The following is a 14,218-nucleotide window of genomic DNA, read 5'->3' on the forward strand; positions in this document are numbered from 1 at the left end:
GCGGAAACTGTCCCCCTCTGCACGCTTTGCTTCTATCCTTTGCACAATTATATCTGCTGCGACTCATATTCCGACTTCCGGATGCCGTAGTACACAATATCCTCGAACACATCCCATTTCAAAATATGCTCCTTCAGCTCGCCTTCCCATTTCATCCCGAGCTTCTTCATCACATTCGCGGATGCCGGATTTTTGACCATCGCAATGGCGTAAATTTTGTTGAGCCCAAGCTCCTGAAAGCCGAAGGAAAGCACGCGCCTTGCTGCCTCCGTCGAATATCCTTGTCCCCAATAGGGCTTGCCCAGCCAATAGCCCAGCTCTGCCTTGCGGTGAGGCTTGGATAAATTAAGGCTTATGCAGCCGATTAATTTGTCTTCATCCTTCGTAACGACCGCAAAAGGGAAACCATTGCCTTCACGGCTGTTATTTTTGCTGGAACGAATCCATATCTCCGCCCCGCCATCCGGATAAGGATGGGGAATACTCAGCGTCATTTGGGCGATCTCTATATGACCGGCCAACCGCTGAACCTCGCTTGCATCCGACAATTCAAATGGCCTCAATATCAATCGGTCAGTCTCCAATGTAGGCAGCATCGCCATCCCCCTTTGGCTTCTATTTCAACCGATTATAGTACAATTTCTGGAAAAGGCAATAGTTATAAAGGAGCAAAATTAGTAAAAGAAAAGGAGCAAGTCAGTAAAAGAAGTGTAGCGTTTTGCGCCCTGCAACCGGGCTAACCCTCTCATTTTTTTCAAACGGCCTCTAGAACGAAGCGCCTTCGCTATTGAGCGAACCTCGCTTCCTTAATAAAGCCACTCCAGCTCTCCATATAGATAACAGCGAACTAATTTTCGCTCCCCGTGAAGCAAGGTTCTCGAACAGCGAAATTCTCTTCGCTAATCATCCATTCGCACATTCTGTCGCATCCAACAGAGAACTTTGCTTCGCTATATTGCGAAGCAGCTTCGTTATGCACGGCATACAGAGCAGCAAGCAGTCCAATCAAAGCTGCAACTAAAAAAACGGCCATGTCGGCCGTTTTTCTCAGTCTGAAACCTGTTTGGCCAGCTGGCAGAAGTCAACGTGGCTCATCAGATCGCTTAACGTATATTTTGTCAGAAGCTGTATCGTCTGCTGCTCCGCCTCGGCCATAATGCTGCCTAACGCTTCATCCAGCTTCATGATCGCTTCACCAGCTTGATTGCACTCCGTGCTCTTGACGGATTGGAGTTCTTCCTTGCAATCCGTTTCCTTGACCGGCTCGCCTGCACCGCAATCCTCGGATTTCACCGCTATATAGATGTCGCCAAGCGTAAGCTTCTCCGGCACTACCTTCAAGCAGTAACCGCCATCGCGGCCCTCTCTGGCTTCCACAATACCCGATTGTGACAGAAGCGCCAGTACTCTGCGAAGAAAGGTAGCGTGGGAATTGACTTTCCCGGCGATCGATGCGCTTGTGACGAATCCTCCGCTTTGGGCCAACCAGATAAGCGCATGAACGGCTATTCCGAACCGTGGTGGACCGACTTGTATGCTTCGCGAATTCATGGCGTACCCTCCTTATGAATCATGAAAGTGTATACATTTAAGTGTATCGTAATTAGCCGCCTATGCGCAAGCCAGCCAAGCCCCTCCTCCGCCTCTGCCGCTCTATCCCACCACGCGACAAAAAAGCGGAGCCCTATCGCTCCGCTTTTCCCTATTTACCCGTATGACGAGCTATGATGGCTAGATCTGGATTAACTGTTTACTTTCACCTTCGTGTAGCGATTGTCAGGGACCGGCAGCTCCAGATTGCCCCGCAGCGTGTCGGATTCATACTCCGTCCGGTAAATACCGCGTTCTTGCAGAATAGGAACGACCAATTCCACAAACTCATCCAGACCTTTAGGCGTAGCCGCGTGGAAAATAAAGCCGTCAGCCGCTTCTTCCTCATGCCACTGCTGAATGAGATCGGCGACTTTTTCCGGCGTACCGATAAACGGCGTACGCGGCGTAGCTGAGCGTAGCGCAACCTGACGCAGCGTCAGATTTTGCTCCTTCGCGATCCGTTTGATCTTGTCGGTACCGCTCTTGAAGCTGTTGCCGCCAAGCTCGCCCAAATCCGGGAACGGCTCATCCAGCGGATATTGCGAGAAGTCATGATGCTCGAAGAAGCGGCCCAAGTAGGCAAGCGCCTTATCGATCGTAACGAGCTTAGTCAGCTCCTCGTATTTCGCTTCGGCCTCTTCCTGCGTCTGGCCTACAATCGGACCGAAGCCTGGAAGTATTGCGATATCATCGCCCGAACGGCCGTAGGCAGCCGCTCTGCTTTTCACATCAGCATAGAACTCCTTGGCTTCCTCAAGCGTCTCATGGCCAGTGAACACGGCATCAGCGCTTTTCGCTGCCAAGTTTTTACCCGCTTCCGATGAGCCCGCCTGGAACACAACCGGATGCCCTTGCTTCGAACGCGCAATATTAAGCGGCCCTTGCACCGAGAAATGTTCACCTTCGTGGTTCAACCGGTGAAGCTTGGAAGGGTCGAAGAACACGCCGGACTCCTTATCGCGGACGAAAGCGTCATCCTCCCAGGAATCCCACAGTCCTCTTGCAACTTCCAAATACTCTTCAGCGATCTTATAGCGCTCAGGATGCGTTGGATGATTTTTTTTGCTGAAGTTTTTAGCCGAGCCCTCCAGCGGAGAGGTCACAACGTTCCAGCCTGCGCGGCCGCCGCTGATTTTATCCAGAGAGGCAAATTGTCTGGCGACCGTAAACGGCTCGCTATAGGAGGTCGAGAGCGTCCCTACAAGACCGATGTTTTTCGTCACGGCACCCAATGCGGACAAAATGGTAATCGGCTCAAAGCGGTTCAAGAAATGCGGGATCGACTGCTCGGTAATATAAAGGCCGTCTGCAATGAAGATCAGATCGAATTTGCCTTCCTCCGCCTTCTGTGCCTGCTGCTTGTAAAATTCGATATTAACGCTAGCATCCGTTAACGCATCGGGATGCCTCCATGCGCCTATATGTCCGCCTACACCGTGAATGAGAGCTCCAAGCTTCAGTTTTTTGCGTTTAGCCATTATGATTCCCTCCAATTATATAGTGATAACCGTTTACCTAACGACAGCACAATGCCATTCAATTTGCTGCAAGCATTAGCTTAACAAAGCCGTTTCTTTCAAAAGCAGCCGGTAGCATTTGACCAGCACTTCGCCCTTCTGCATTTCCTTATCGTAAGCACGCTCGAAGCCAAGCCGCTCATACAAGCGGACTGCCGACTCCATCATATCGGAGGTATGCAAATGCAGCGTGTCGGAGCCAAGCTCAATAGCTCTGCGGGCACTTTCCTTGATAAGTGCCGTTGCAACGCCCTTGCCTCTCGCTTTCGGAGAGGTAGCCAGCAGCCGGATAATCGGAGTAACGATGCCCAGCTCAGGCGCTCCATAGGCGGTTTCCGACGAGGTGAACATCTGAACGCTTCCGACAATTTCGCCGTCCAGCTCCGCAATGATGCGGGCCACCGGACCCTCGCGATCAACTGATTCCCTAATGCTCTCTGCATATTGCAGCCAGCCATCGCCCGGCATTACTTTCTCATATTGACCATAGGATTCCAGCATCAGCGCTAGAATGGCGTCTCTATCCTTTTCCTCCGCATCACGGATCGTAATTCCGTTAATTTCCGTCATCGGATCATCATCCTCCCTATTTGCCATGCTAGCTTAGAGCAAAGGCTTTCCCGGAAAAACTTACAATTCCAATGAAATAAGTAAGATTAATATAATCACCTTATCATGGTCCAGGCCCAGCCGTAAAATCAACGTTTTCAATCGATGTATTAAATTTTTGAATAGGCTTCTTTAATCCGGCCGATCTGCCCGATATGGCGCTGAACATGATTGGTGAACCCTTCAACAGCTGCAGCAATGCTAACTGTATCGCCTTTAAAGTTAATGCCTGTTTTCTGCCAATCAGCCTCGCTTAGTCTGCCGAACAAGAGGCTGTTATAGACGAGCAGCGCCTTGAACAAAGCCAATACATCAGATGCAGCGCCTTGATTGCCGAACTGTCCGCTAACCCATAAATCTTGGTTAAAAGCAGGCAGCGTCGCTTTCGTATCCGCCAATATATCCCGGATCCGGAACGATACGACGATATTGTGATCGGCCAGATGCGTCAGCACCTCCGTCACGCTCCATTTCTCCGGCGTTTCCTTCCATTTGAGCTGCGCTTCATCCAAGCCTGCAATTGCTTCCTGCAATTGATCGTGCGTATTTAAATAGCTTTGTACGTCTACTGGCTGATTACTCATTGTCCATACCTCCAATAATCGAATGTTTATCGCTTGTATCACTATTTCTATTCATTACCGTGATGAGGCTTGTTGAAACCGGGCCAGCGAGAACAGTCCGATATCCCGCTTCGTGCTTCCATCCCAAGCCAAGTCGGCAAGCAGTTCACCAACCGCGCTGGAAAACTTGAAGCCATGACCGGAAAAGCCTCCGGCAAGCAAAATATTAGGCTGTTCCGGATGAACGTCGATAATAAAGTCCTCGTCCGGCGTAAATTCATATTTGCATACCGATCCGCGCAGCAGCTTGCCTGCCGCTTGCGGCATAAACGTCTCCAGCGCCCGGCGGATATCGCCTTCATCCTCCGGATAGCTGCCGAATGGCTTAACTTCCTCGCCCGGCAGCCAAGGCACCCCGGTATCATGCCGGCCGATCTTCACCCCGGAGCCGCCAATGCTCGGGAAGCCATAATAGCCGCCGTTCTCCGTACCGAGCGTAAATCCCGGAAAGACCGATTCATCGAACAGCGGCTCCGCCGATTCGAACCAGCCCACCGTTTTGCGAACGGGGCGAATGGGCAGCGTGATGAAGGGTTCCAGCGTCTTGAACCAGGCTCCAGCGCTAACAATGACCTTGCCGGCGCGAATGATTCCGCCAGGTGTATGCACAGCAACGCCCTCGCCATCCGCTTCGATGTGACGGATAACGGTGTTAACGAGCAGCTCCGCCCCTGCAGCGAGCGCTTGCTTGCGATAAGCCGATATACAGCGCTCACTGAGCAGATAGCCGGCTTTCGGCTCATAAATCCCTTGATAATGCTCCGGCAGCCGGATGCCCGGCCAACGCTTCTGAATTTCATCCGCGTCCAAATATTCGATCTCCACGCCAAACGTGTCCGAGCTCTCCCGCTTCTCCTCCAAGGAATAGACGCCCGGGGATGCCATATTTATAACGCCCGATTGTACGAGCAATTTCTCGCCGCTTTCTGCCTCAAGCTCATTCCACAGCTCATGCGAGCGAAGCGCAAGCTCCGTATAGATGGCTCCGCCCGAGTAAGCGTGACGGATGAGGCGCGTTTCGCCATTATGGCTGCCATTGCTGTGCGGCGGATCAAACGCGTCGATCAACAGCGTCCGGGCTCCCCGGCTCGCCAGATGATAGCCGGCACTCATGCCCATGGAGCCTGCGCCAACTACGATAACATCATAAGAGGATCGCAACGTACTCACCCGTTCGTCCTCCCCGCCGCCGTCTCCTTCAACTGCTCCAGCGCCAGCAGCGCAAGCTCCGTGAAATAACCTGCACTCAGCGGCAAAGCCCGTTCATCCAGATCAAACGCCGGATGATGCCATTCCTGCGGCCCTGCTGTCCCCATAAAGACGAAGACGCCTGGCACTTGCTTCTGATAAAAGGAGAAATCCTCGCCAGCCGGTGACGGCACCGGTACAACGGCTGTCAATCCGGCTCTTTCGGCAGCCTCTTCAGCTACAACAGCAAGCTGCTTGTCGTTGTGCACCGGCGGCGGCCCTTGAATCCACCGCACTCTTGCCGTTGTTCCGAATGCGGAAGCTACGCCAAGGACAACTTCTTCGAACCGGGCCAGCACCTTCTGCCGCACATCTTCTTCGAACGTGCGAATCGTTCCCTCCAGCACCGCTTTATCGGGAACTACATTCCAAGTCGTGCCGCTGTGCAGCTTCGTCACGCTGACGACCGCGCTTTGCAGCGTACCGACGTTGCGGCTGACGATGGATTGCAGCGCGGTCACGATATGAGCCGCCGTTACGACGGGATCATTGCCCGCTTCCGGCACCGCCGCATGCGTGCCCACACCGTCAACTTCAACGATGAAGCCGTCTGCCGCCGCCATCAGCGGCCCTTCCTTCACGCCAACTACGCCAACCGGCAGGTTCGGTTTATTATGCATGCCGAACACCGCCTGCACACCCTCAAGCGCTCCGCTCTCAATCACTTTAAGCGCGCCTTGTGCTTTCTCCTCCGCTGGCTGGAACAAGAACCGTACCGTACCATTCAGCTCATGCTCCCGCTGCTTCAGCAGCACAGCCGCGCCAATAATGGAAGCTGTATGAAAATCATGCCCACAGGCATGCATCTTTCCTTCTATACGAGAAGCGAACGGCAATCCCGTCTCCTCTTGAACCGGCAGTGCGTCGATATCGGCACGAATGGCGATGAGAGGGCCTTCGCCTGCAGGCTTGCCAATCTCGGCGATTACGCCGGTAGCAAGTCCGTAATCGGCAATGCGCACTCCCGCCTCCTCCAGCCAGCGCCGAATGGCTATCGTCGTCTCGAATTCTTCATTCGACAATTCCGGATATTGATGTAAATGACGCCGAATATCGATCAAATACTGATCAAAATCCGGCGCAGCATTCCGTGCTTGATTAGCCATATGCAGCTCCTCCTCTTTTCCGCAGCCTCTATTAGCTGCCTACCGACAATTCGGAGAACGCCTCGCTGAGCAGCTCGTAGGATCGCAGCCTCAGCCCAAAATCTTTCACAGCCGTCGTGACGATAAATTCGTCTACGCCGTATTGCTGCTGGATTTCCAGCAGTCTGCGCCGAACCGTTTCCTTCGAGCCTTTGGTCACCTCGGCGTCTCTCTCCGTAATCGTATATTCCTGACCCGACTGTTTGCCGAATTCTTCGGCTTGCGCAACCGTTCCGAGATTCAAGGTTTTGCCGTCCGCCAGCGTAATCCGGACATTCTTCATATCCGTAGCGAGCAGTGCCGCCTCTTCATCAGTATCCGATACGATTACAGATAATGCAATAATCGCTCTAGGCTTCTTGCCGGAAGCGGATTGGAATCGTTCGCGGTATAGAGTCAGCGCTTCCTCGGCGACAACAGGATCGCTGTTAATGAACTGGGCAAATACGTATGCATGGCCCTGCTCTGCCGCCAGCTCCGCGCTGCTGACGCTCGTTCCAAGCAAATAAATGTCAGCAGGCTGCTGTGGGATTGGCGATGCTTGAATGCCAGCTAGCGGATGTGTATCCGGCAGCGTGCTGTTCACATGATGCGACAGCTCCTCCAGCTTCTCCGACAACGTCTGCGGCTCCGTAATCCCTTTCTGCAAAGCTTTGGTCGAACGGGGCAGTCCGCCTGGCGCGCGACCAATGCCAAGATCGATTCTACCTGGAGCCAGCGTGGCAAGTATATTGAAATTCTCCGCAACCTTGTATGGACTATAATGCTGCAGCATGATGCCGCCGGAGCCGAGACGAATCCGCTCCGTTTGGCCGATCAGATACGCGATCAGCACCTCCGGCGATGATCCGGCAAGAAAACCGTCATGATGCTCGGATACCCAAAACCGGTGATAGCCAAGACGCTCCGCCTGCTGAACAAGCTCTACTGTATGGCGGAATGCATCTGACGGCGTCTCCCCTTCAAAAACCGGACTTTGATCCAAAATGCTAAGCTTGATCGTCATCGGTACCCTCTCCCTTTTGCGCTAGCGCTGTACTAAATGTTGTAGACCCAATCCGAGGTGATTCGCTTCAGAAATTGCTTCGTCCGCTCCTCCTTCGGCGCTCCAAACAATTCATTCGGCTTGCCTTCCTCGACGATAACACCGCCGTCCATAAAGACGACGTGATTGGATACGTCGCGGGCAAAGCTCATTTCATGCGTAACTACGATCATCGTGATGCCTTCTTTGGCGATTTTGCGAATAACGTCCAGCACTTCGCCGACCAGCTCGGGATCAAGCGCCGATGTGGGTTCGTCGAACAAGATCACTTCCGGGTTGAGCGCCAATGCTCTGGCGATCCCGACCCGCTGCTGCTGTCCGCCTGAAAGCTGGCTCGGATAAGCGTCCAGCTTGGCGCCGAGCCCTACCTTCTCCAGCACCTCTATGCTTCGTTTGCGGGCTTCTTCCTTAGGCAGCTTTTGCACGATGACGAGGCCTTCCATGACATTCTCCAGCGCTGTCTTATGCTTGAACAGATTGTAATGCTGGAACACCATCGCCGATTTCTGGCGGAGCTTGTGGATGTCCTTTTTCCCGGCATGCTTGCAGTCCACCGTATAATCGCCGATTGCAATCGTGCCGTCATTAGGCCGCTCCAAATAGTTCAGGCAGCGCAGCAGCGTCGTTTTGCCGGAGCCGCTCGGGCCCAGAATGACCACGACCTCGCCCTTTTCCACGGAAAGGGTAATATCTTTAAGCACCTGATTTTTCCCGAATGATTTCGAAATCCGACTCAGCTTGATCATGCTACACCACCTCGATTATAGTTGTTGATCCGGCGCTCCAGCAGCGCTGTGCCCCGTTCGATCAGTATCGTCATTCCCCAGAACAAGAGCGCGGCTGCAATGTAAGCCTCAAGAAACTTCCAGTTGCTTGCGGCGACGATCTGCGCCTGCGCATTAATTTCGACTACCGATACGGTAAAAGCAAGCGTCGATCCATGCAGCATACCGATCAGATTGTTCGAAAGGTTCGGCAGGCTGACAGCAAGTGCCTGCGGCATTACGATCCGTCTCAGCGCTTGCGGCGTTGTCATCCCAATCGAGAATGCCGCTTCCAGCTGGCCTCTGTTGACGGCCGTAATCCCCGCTCTGACGACCTCCGACATATAAGCTCCGGCTGTTATGGAGAATGAAATATAGACAAATCCGATTAGAGGAATGGCTGTTGAACGAAAGCCCCAGCCAAGCGCCCCAGCGATGCTGTCAATCAGCATCGGAAGCCCGAAATAAATGAGCAGCAGATGCATGAGCATCGGCGTCCCCCGGACAAACATAACGTAGCCGGAGGCGATGGGATGCAGAACGGGAACGCGGTAGATTCGAATTAATGCGACTGCTGTTCCGATCAGAAAGCCGACGAGAACCGATACAGCCGTAATGTACAGTGTGTTCGGAAGTGCCTTGAACAAGCTCAGCAGCGCCGTTCCGATAAAGCTGAAATCAAGCTGCATATCGATCTAGCCCCCTTCCTCGATGCGCGTCACGAGCGGTTTTCTCCATAAGCCGCGTTTTCTCGCTCTAGACTCATGCTGGACAAGCTGCTTCTCATGCTTCAGCAGTCTGCGCTCCACGTAAAGGAACGTACGCTCAAGCACCGTGCTGATTACGAAGTAAATGAGCGATAGAGCAATATAGGTTTCGATAAAATGCTGCGTCGCTGTACCAAGCGTCTGCGACTTCCCGGTCATTTCCATCGCACCCAGTGTGAAAGCAAGCGACGTATCTTTCAAATTGGCAATCGTGAGATTAGCAAAAATCGGCACCGAGATGGCCAGCGCCTGCGGCAATATAATTCGGGTAAAGGCCTGAAAGCCATTCATCCCTACCGAATAAGCCGCTTCAACCTGCCCTCTGTCCACCCCGTTGACCGCCGCCCGGATGCCTTCGGAAATGAAGGCACCGCTATGCAGCGAGTACGACAGGATGACAAACACGAGCACATCTGTCCGGGACAGATCAATATTCACCAGCTTTAACAGCTCCGGCACACCGTAATAGACAAGAAACAACTGAATAAGAATCGGAGTGCCGCGGAAAAAGGATACATACACCTGGGATACCCGTTTCAGCACTGGAACGTTGTACATTCTCGGGAGCGCCACCAGAAAGCCGATTAGCAGTCCAAACACAAGTGACGCCGCGACGATAAACAATGTAATGTCCAAATAGGACAGCAATTTGGGTATAAAGTCGAGCACGTAATTTATGTCGAATTTTTTGCCCATTTTCACACCTCACCTTATACCCAAATAATTAAGCTAATCCTTTATTTCGTCGTTGCTTCGTCCAATGATTTCGTGAAGTCTTGACCGAGCCATTGAATGCTGAGCTTCGACAGCGTGCCATCTTCCTTCACTGATTTGATCGCTTCGTCCAGCTTATCGGACAGCTCTTGACTGTCTTTGCGAAGTACGAACAGCACATCGGATTGGATAAGAGGCTCGCCCACTGTTTTCAAAGCCGGCTTGCCGTCTGCTCCAGGATAGAACGCCAATGCAAAATCGGTTGCCATTGTCGCGTCAACGCGTTTGCTCTGAATAATATTGACAAGGTCATTGGCCGCGCCGCTCGAGTACACGATGTTAAGCGCGTTGTCATGCTCTTTGTTGTATTGCTCCAGGAAATAAGCCGCGTTGCTGGTTGGCGTTGTATATACCTTCTTGCCCTTCAAGTCTTCGATCGAGTTAATCGTCGTATTGTTTTTATCTACAGCCACCTTCGTCAAGAAAATGCTGTACGGCTCTTTGTTGAACAGGAACTTCTCAATCCGCTCCGGATTTTTCTCCATTTGATGCGCGATGAAGTCAATTTTATTCGTTTCCAGGCTCAGCAGCAGACTGGAGAATTCCATCGTCTTGAACTCGAACTCATATTCCGGCAGACGTTTGTCCAGCTCTCTGACAAGCTCAACGTCAAACCCGGTCAGCTTGCCGCTGTCATCAATAAAGCAAACGTTCGGAAACTGTGTACCCGTACCGACGATAATTTTTTTAACCGCCTTCGTTCCGCCATTATTGCCGGATCCCGATGCAGCGCTTGAACCGTCGCCGCCCCCGCTCTTCGCTCCGCAAGCGGACACGACCAGTGCCAATACGATCAATGCCGCTGCTATCGAAAACTTTTTCATTTCAATTCCCCCATGAATTTTTATTAAACCTATAATTCCTACTGTTTTTGTAAGAATTGATTTGACAATAATTTATCATCCGTCTTCTCTGCCGTCAATAAGCCGGATAATAGAGTTTTTCTATAAGAGAATTCAACAATCCAATACAAGCTGTCAGAGCTTGCTGTTAGCGAAAAAAAGGATGCTCTTTGGCCAGCTTCTGAAGCGTATTAAAGTACGTCGTATGCTCGCCGCCAAGCGCAATCATATTGGTCTGCAGCGAAATGCCGGCAACCTCAGGGAAGTCAATCGGGAACAGCTTCCCGCTGCTCACCTCTTCGAAGGCGCACAGGCTTGGCAGGAAGCTGATGCCCGCTTGCTCCAGTACGAGCTTCTTGGCCGTCTCCAAATTGTCGGTATGATAGACGATTGCGGGCGGCTCATTCAGCTCTTCAAAGACGCGGTGAATGCGAATCCAGTCCAGTGCGCCGCATTCGAAGAATACGAACGGATCATGCCCGATCCGCTCGATCGTCAGCTCCGGGTCTCCTATAAACGGATGGCCTTTATAGACATGAAGCCGGATCGGGTCTTCGAACAGCTTCACCGATTGCAGATTTGGATGATTCGTATGGCGCACAAATCCGATATCGATTTCTTTCCCCAGCACCTTATTGACGATATCATCCGTTCCGCTCGTAATGACTTTAAAGTGTATGTCTGGATAAATCTCCTTGAAGGCCGGCAGCAGATGCGGCAGGATGTAGTTGGATACCGATACGGTGCAGCCGATTCGCAGCTCATTCGGGAGCGCTTTTTTCTGATGCAGATGCAGCTTTCCCTTTTGCAGCGTTTGAAGAATCGATTGCGCATAAGGCAAAAACCGCTTGCCCTCCTCCGTCAATTGGATCTGCTTGCCCAGTCTGTCGAACAATTTGCAGTCGAGCTCCCGCTCCAGCGATTGAATACGCGCCGTTACCGACGGTTGTGATAGAAATAAAATTTCCGCCGCTTTGTTAAAGCTACCGTAATGTATGACATAGACGAATGCTTCGATATTGTCGATATTCATCATCGTTTCCCCCTTGCCGGCTCTTTGTTTACTTTTCCAATTAGATAACTAGGATTTAGTGGATTGGATTAATAGTAGATCACGTCAGCTAAAGTGTCAACAGTTGGAATTTCCGGCGAACGCTGGACAATGGCCGCTTACAGGCAATCCGCTCTGTCAGCAATCGAGCACCATACTTTAGTGCGTCATCCAACTGCCGATCTATGTAAAAAAAGAAGCCCGCTGACTTGTGGCGTCAACAGGCTTCCTCTTATTCAATGGCGTTTATTTAATAACGCCCTTCTTCAAAATCAGGTTCGCGTACAACGCGCTTTCACCGGTCGCGATTACGGCATAGGCCTTTTTAGCCCGCTCGTAAAAGGCGAACCGCTCCACTTCCTCGAACGGCTCCTTCAGGCCGGTCCGCGCTTCGATAATCGCGCCATACTCCGCCCAGATCGGCGTCTCCGCCGTATCGCCAGGCACGACACCCATCAGCGCAGCCGGCTTCTCGACATACTGATCGAGAGGGAAAAGCTGCAAAATCGCATCCAGCAGCTCCGGAATGTTATGCCCGTCCGCTCTTACAAGGCGCTGTGCATGGCTGGCGCCCGGGAAGTTGCCGTCCGCGATGACGATCTCGTCGCTATGGCCCATTTCCATCAAAATTTTCAACAGCTCGGGCGAAATCAGCTTGGAAATACCAATCAGCATCTATCTCACTCCTTCAGATTGTATCACGATCAACACTCTTCATGGCTCAAAGCGAGCTTTAAAGCAATTGCTTGTACGCCTCATAGGCTTCATTCCAGACATCAGCTTCCGCTTCATCCGGCACGTAAGTCTCCACAGGGAAAGAAGCTGCAGACAGCTCGCGCGCTTCCGCCAAGCTGGAGCAGTGACCCTGCGCCACTAGCTGCATGAGCATATTGCCGATTGCGCTCGCCTCTACCGGACCGGCCCATACGGGACGGCCCAGTGCGCCTGCGGTCAGACGGCACAGCAGCCGGTTCTGGATACCGCCGCCGACCATATGCATTCCAGCGTAGGCATTGCCGGTCAACTGCTCCATCTTCTCCAGCGCATGACGGTACTTGAGCGCCAGACTTTCCAGAATACAGCGGGCAATCTCGGCTTCCGTCTCCGGCACCGGCTGTCCGGTCTCCGCGCAAAAGGAACGGACCTTCTCCGTCATATCAGACGGAGCAAAGAAACGTGCATCATCAGGATTGATCAAGCTGCGGAACGGAGCCGCCTGCCCCGCCAATTCTGCGAGCTCAGCGAATGAAATAACATTCCCCTTCTCGTCCCATTCCCGCTTGCATTCCTGCAAAATCCACAAGCCCATAATGTTTTTGAGCAGCTGATACTTGCCGAAAGCGCCGCCCTCATTGGAAAAGTCATGCGCCATCGCCTCTGCCGTTACGAGCGGCTGATCCAGCTCTGTGCCGAGCAGCGACCACGTCCCGCATACGAGATAGGCAAACGCCCCGTCAGCTGCAAGAACGGCCGCTACTGCCGATTCCGTATCATGCGTAGCGACTGCTACTGCCTCAATCGGCGGCACGTCCAGCTCCTCGCATACCTCACTCGTCAATGGCCCAATACGCGTGCCCGGATGAATCGGCTCCAGGAATATGCCGGACGGAATGCCCAGACGGTCCATCAGTTCCGTGTTCCACGCTTGCTGCTCGGGATGGTACAGCTGGGTTGTCGTTGCCATTGTAAATTCGCACACCTTGCGGCCCGTCAAGAAATAAACGAGCAGATCCGGTGTCAGCAGCAAAGACGCGGCCGCATCCAGCTTCGGAGAATCCGCCTTCCGCATCGCATACAGCTGATAGATGGTATTGAACGGCATGAACTGAAGTCCGCCCTGCTGGAACAGTTCCTCCTTGCCGACCATGCCGATAACTTCCTCAATAAGCCCCTCTGTCTGCGGATCACGATAATGATACGGGTTGCCAAGCAGCTCGCCGTTCGCATCGATCAAGCCGAAATCGACTCCCCAGGTGTCGACGCCAAACGTTTCCGGGCGATGTCCCTCTTGAAACGCTTTGCGGATCGCCTTCTTCATCTCATGCAGCAGCCGCAAAATATCCCAATGCAAATGGCCGCCGACCGCAATCGCATGGTTCGGAAAACGGTGAATCTCTTCGACCTTCAGCTCGCGCTGCCCGTCCTCCGCTTGCATGAGCTTGCCGATCAGCGCCCGCCCGCTGCTTGCTCCCAGATCGAAAGCCAATACGGTTGACAGCAACATCGTTATGCCGCCCCTT

Annotated in this window: 15 protein-coding genes; all 15 read right to left on the reverse strand. The window is 52.7% G+C overall.

The features are described 5' to 3' along the window. Positions 1-47: 47 nt before the first annotated feature. Positions 48-596 carry a GNAT family N-acetyltransferase gene (locus ACFVVF_RS11125; protein ID WP_387808404.1) on the reverse strand — a complete coding sequence of 183 codons (549 nt, stop codon included), beginning with the start codon at positions 594-596 and terminating at the stop codon, positions 48-50. A gap of 451 nt (positions 597-1,047) precedes the next feature. Further along, on the reverse strand, positions 1,048-1,551 hold the full coding sequence (locus ACFVVF_RS11130) for an RrF2 family transcriptional regulator (protein ID WP_387808407.1): 504 nt from the start codon (positions 1,549-1,551) through the stop codon (positions 1,048-1,050). 191 nt (positions 1,552-1,742) lie between these two features. Then, a complete protein-coding gene (locus ACFVVF_RS11135) occupies positions 1,743-3,071 on the reverse strand; it encodes an LLM class flavin-dependent oxidoreductase (RefSeq protein WP_387808410.1) in 1,329 nt (442 codons plus the stop codon). 75 nt (positions 3,072-3,146) lie between these two features. Then, positions 3,147-3,707 carry a GNAT family N-acetyltransferase gene (locus ACFVVF_RS11140; RefSeq protein ID WP_387808413.1) on the reverse strand — a complete coding sequence of 187 codons (561 nt, stop codon included), beginning with the start codon at positions 3,705-3,707 and terminating at the stop codon, positions 3,147-3,149. Positions 3,708-3,829: 122 nt separating this feature from the next. After that, complete coding sequence (locus tag ACFVVF_RS11145) at positions 3,830-4,303, reverse strand: DinB family protein (protein WP_387808416.1); 474 nt, start codon at positions 4,301-4,303, stop codon at positions 3,830-3,832. 54 nt (positions 4,304-4,357) lie between these two features. Continuing rightward, positions 4,358-5,512, reverse strand: coding sequence for an N-methyl-L-tryptophan oxidase (gene solA, locus ACFVVF_RS11150; protein WP_387808419.1), 1,155 nt, complete (start codon positions 5,510-5,512; stop codon positions 4,358-4,360). Continuing rightward, positions 5,509-6,696 carry an amidohydrolase gene (locus ACFVVF_RS11155; protein WP_387808422.1) on the reverse strand — a complete coding sequence of 396 codons (1,188 nt, stop codon included), beginning with the start codon at positions 6,694-6,696 and terminating at the stop codon, positions 5,509-5,511. The genes solA and ACFVVF_RS11155 overlap by 4 nt, the downstream gene beginning before the upstream one ends. Before the next feature lie 31 nt (positions 6,697-6,727). Then, positions 6,728-7,741 carry an LLM class flavin-dependent oxidoreductase gene (locus ACFVVF_RS11160; protein WP_387808425.1) on the reverse strand — a complete coding sequence of 338 codons (1,014 nt, stop codon included), beginning with the start codon at positions 7,739-7,741 and terminating at the stop codon, positions 6,728-6,730. Between the two features lie 32 nt (positions 7,742-7,773). Beyond that, the gene (locus tag ACFVVF_RS11165) at positions 7,774-8,526 is read right to left on the reverse strand and encodes an amino acid ABC transporter ATP-binding protein (protein ID WP_387808429.1); all 753 of its coding nucleotides are present in this window, start codon (positions 8,524-8,526) and stop codon (positions 7,774-7,776) included. Then, positions 8,523-9,233: an amino acid ABC transporter permease gene (locus tag ACFVVF_RS11170; RefSeq protein WP_387808432.1), complete on the reverse strand. Its 711-nt coding sequence runs from the start codon at positions 9,231-9,233 to the stop codon at positions 8,523-8,525. Before ACFVVF_RS11170 ends, ACFVVF_RS11165 begins: the two co-directional genes overlap by 4 nt. Positions 9,234-9,239: 6 nt before the next feature. Next, a complete protein-coding gene (locus ACFVVF_RS11175; protein ID WP_387808435.1) occupies positions 9,240-10,007 on the reverse strand; it encodes an amino acid ABC transporter permease in 768 nt (255 codons plus the stop codon). 41 nt (positions 10,008-10,048) lie between these two features. Continuing rightward, a complete protein-coding gene (locus ACFVVF_RS11180; protein ID WP_387808438.1) occupies positions 10,049-10,909 on the reverse strand; it encodes a transporter substrate-binding domain-containing protein in 861 nt (286 codons plus the stop codon). A gap of 166 nt (positions 10,910-11,075) precedes the next feature. Beyond that, positions 11,076-11,960 carry a LysR family transcriptional regulator gene (locus ACFVVF_RS11185; protein ID WP_387809033.1) on the reverse strand — a complete coding sequence of 295 codons (885 nt, stop codon included), beginning with the start codon at positions 11,958-11,960 and terminating at the stop codon, positions 11,076-11,078. A 264-nt stretch (positions 11,961-12,224) separates the two neighbouring features. Continuing rightward, complete coding sequence (locus ACFVVF_RS11190; protein WP_387808440.1) at positions 12,225-12,653, reverse strand: RbsD/FucU family protein; 429 nt, start codon at positions 12,651-12,653, stop codon at positions 12,225-12,227. 58 nt (positions 12,654-12,711) lie between these two features. Then, complete coding sequence (locus ACFVVF_RS11195; protein WP_387808443.1) at positions 12,712-14,202, reverse strand: rhamnulokinase; 1,491 nt, start codon at positions 14,200-14,202, stop codon at positions 12,712-12,714. Positions 14,203-14,218: the final 16 nt, after the last annotated feature.

The sequence above is a fragment of the Paenibacillus sp. NPDC058174 genome (assembly GCF_042883865.1).
GTDB lineage: Bacteria > Bacillota > Bacilli > Paenibacillales > Paenibacillaceae > Pristimantibacillus.

Coding starts and splice junctions, on each gene's coding strand:
- ACFVVF_RS11125 (WP_387808404.1), bottom strand. CDS start 596: ATGCTGCCTACATTGGAGACTGACCGATTGATATTGAGGCCATTTGAA.
- ACFVVF_RS11130 (WP_387808407.1), bottom strand. CDS start 1,551: ATGAATTCGCGAAGCATACAAGTCGGTCCACCACGGTTCGGAATAGCC.
- ACFVVF_RS11135 (WP_387808410.1), bottom strand. CDS start 3,071: ATGGCTAAACGCAAAAAACTGAAGCTTGGAGCTCTCATTCACGGTGTA.
- ACFVVF_RS11140 (WP_387808413.1), bottom strand. CDS start 3,707: ATGGCAAATAGGGAGGATGATGATCCGATGACGGAAATTAACGGAATT.
- ACFVVF_RS11145 (WP_387808416.1), bottom strand. CDS start 4,303: ATGAGTAATCAGCCAGTAGACGTACAAAGCTATTTAAATACGCACGAT.
- ACFVVF_RS11155 (WP_387808422.1), bottom strand. CDS start 6,696: ATGGCTAATCAAGCACGGAATGCTGCGCCGGATTTTGATCAGTATTTG.
- ACFVVF_RS11160 (WP_387808425.1), bottom strand. CDS start 7,741: ATGACGATCAAGCTTAGCATTTTGGATCAAAGTCCGGTTTTTGAAGGG.
- ACFVVF_RS11165 (WP_387808429.1), bottom strand. CDS start 8,526: ATGATCAAGCTGAGTCGGATTTCGAAATCATTCGGGAAAAATCAGGTG.
- ACFVVF_RS11170 (WP_387808432.1), bottom strand. CDS start 9,233: ATGCAGCTTGATTTCAGCTTTATCGGAACGGCGCTGCTGAGCTTGTTC.
- ACFVVF_RS11175 (WP_387808435.1), bottom strand. CDS start 10,007: ATGGGCAAAAAATTCGACATAAATTACGTGCTCGACTTTATACCCAAA.
- ACFVVF_RS11180 (WP_387808438.1), bottom strand. CDS start 10,909: ATGAAAAAGTTTTCGATAGCAGCGGCATTGATCGTATTGGCACTGGTC.
- ACFVVF_RS11185 (WP_387809033.1), bottom strand. CDS start 11,960: ATGAATATCGACAATATCGAAGCATTCGTCTATGTCATACATTACGGT.
- ACFVVF_RS11190 (WP_387808440.1), bottom strand. CDS start 12,653: ATGCTGATTGGTATTTCCAAGCTGATTTCGCCCGAGCTGTTGAAAATT.
- ACFVVF_RS11195 (WP_387808443.1), bottom strand. CDS start 14,202: ATGTTGCTGTCAACCGTATTGGCTTTCGATCTGGGAGCAAGCAGCGGG.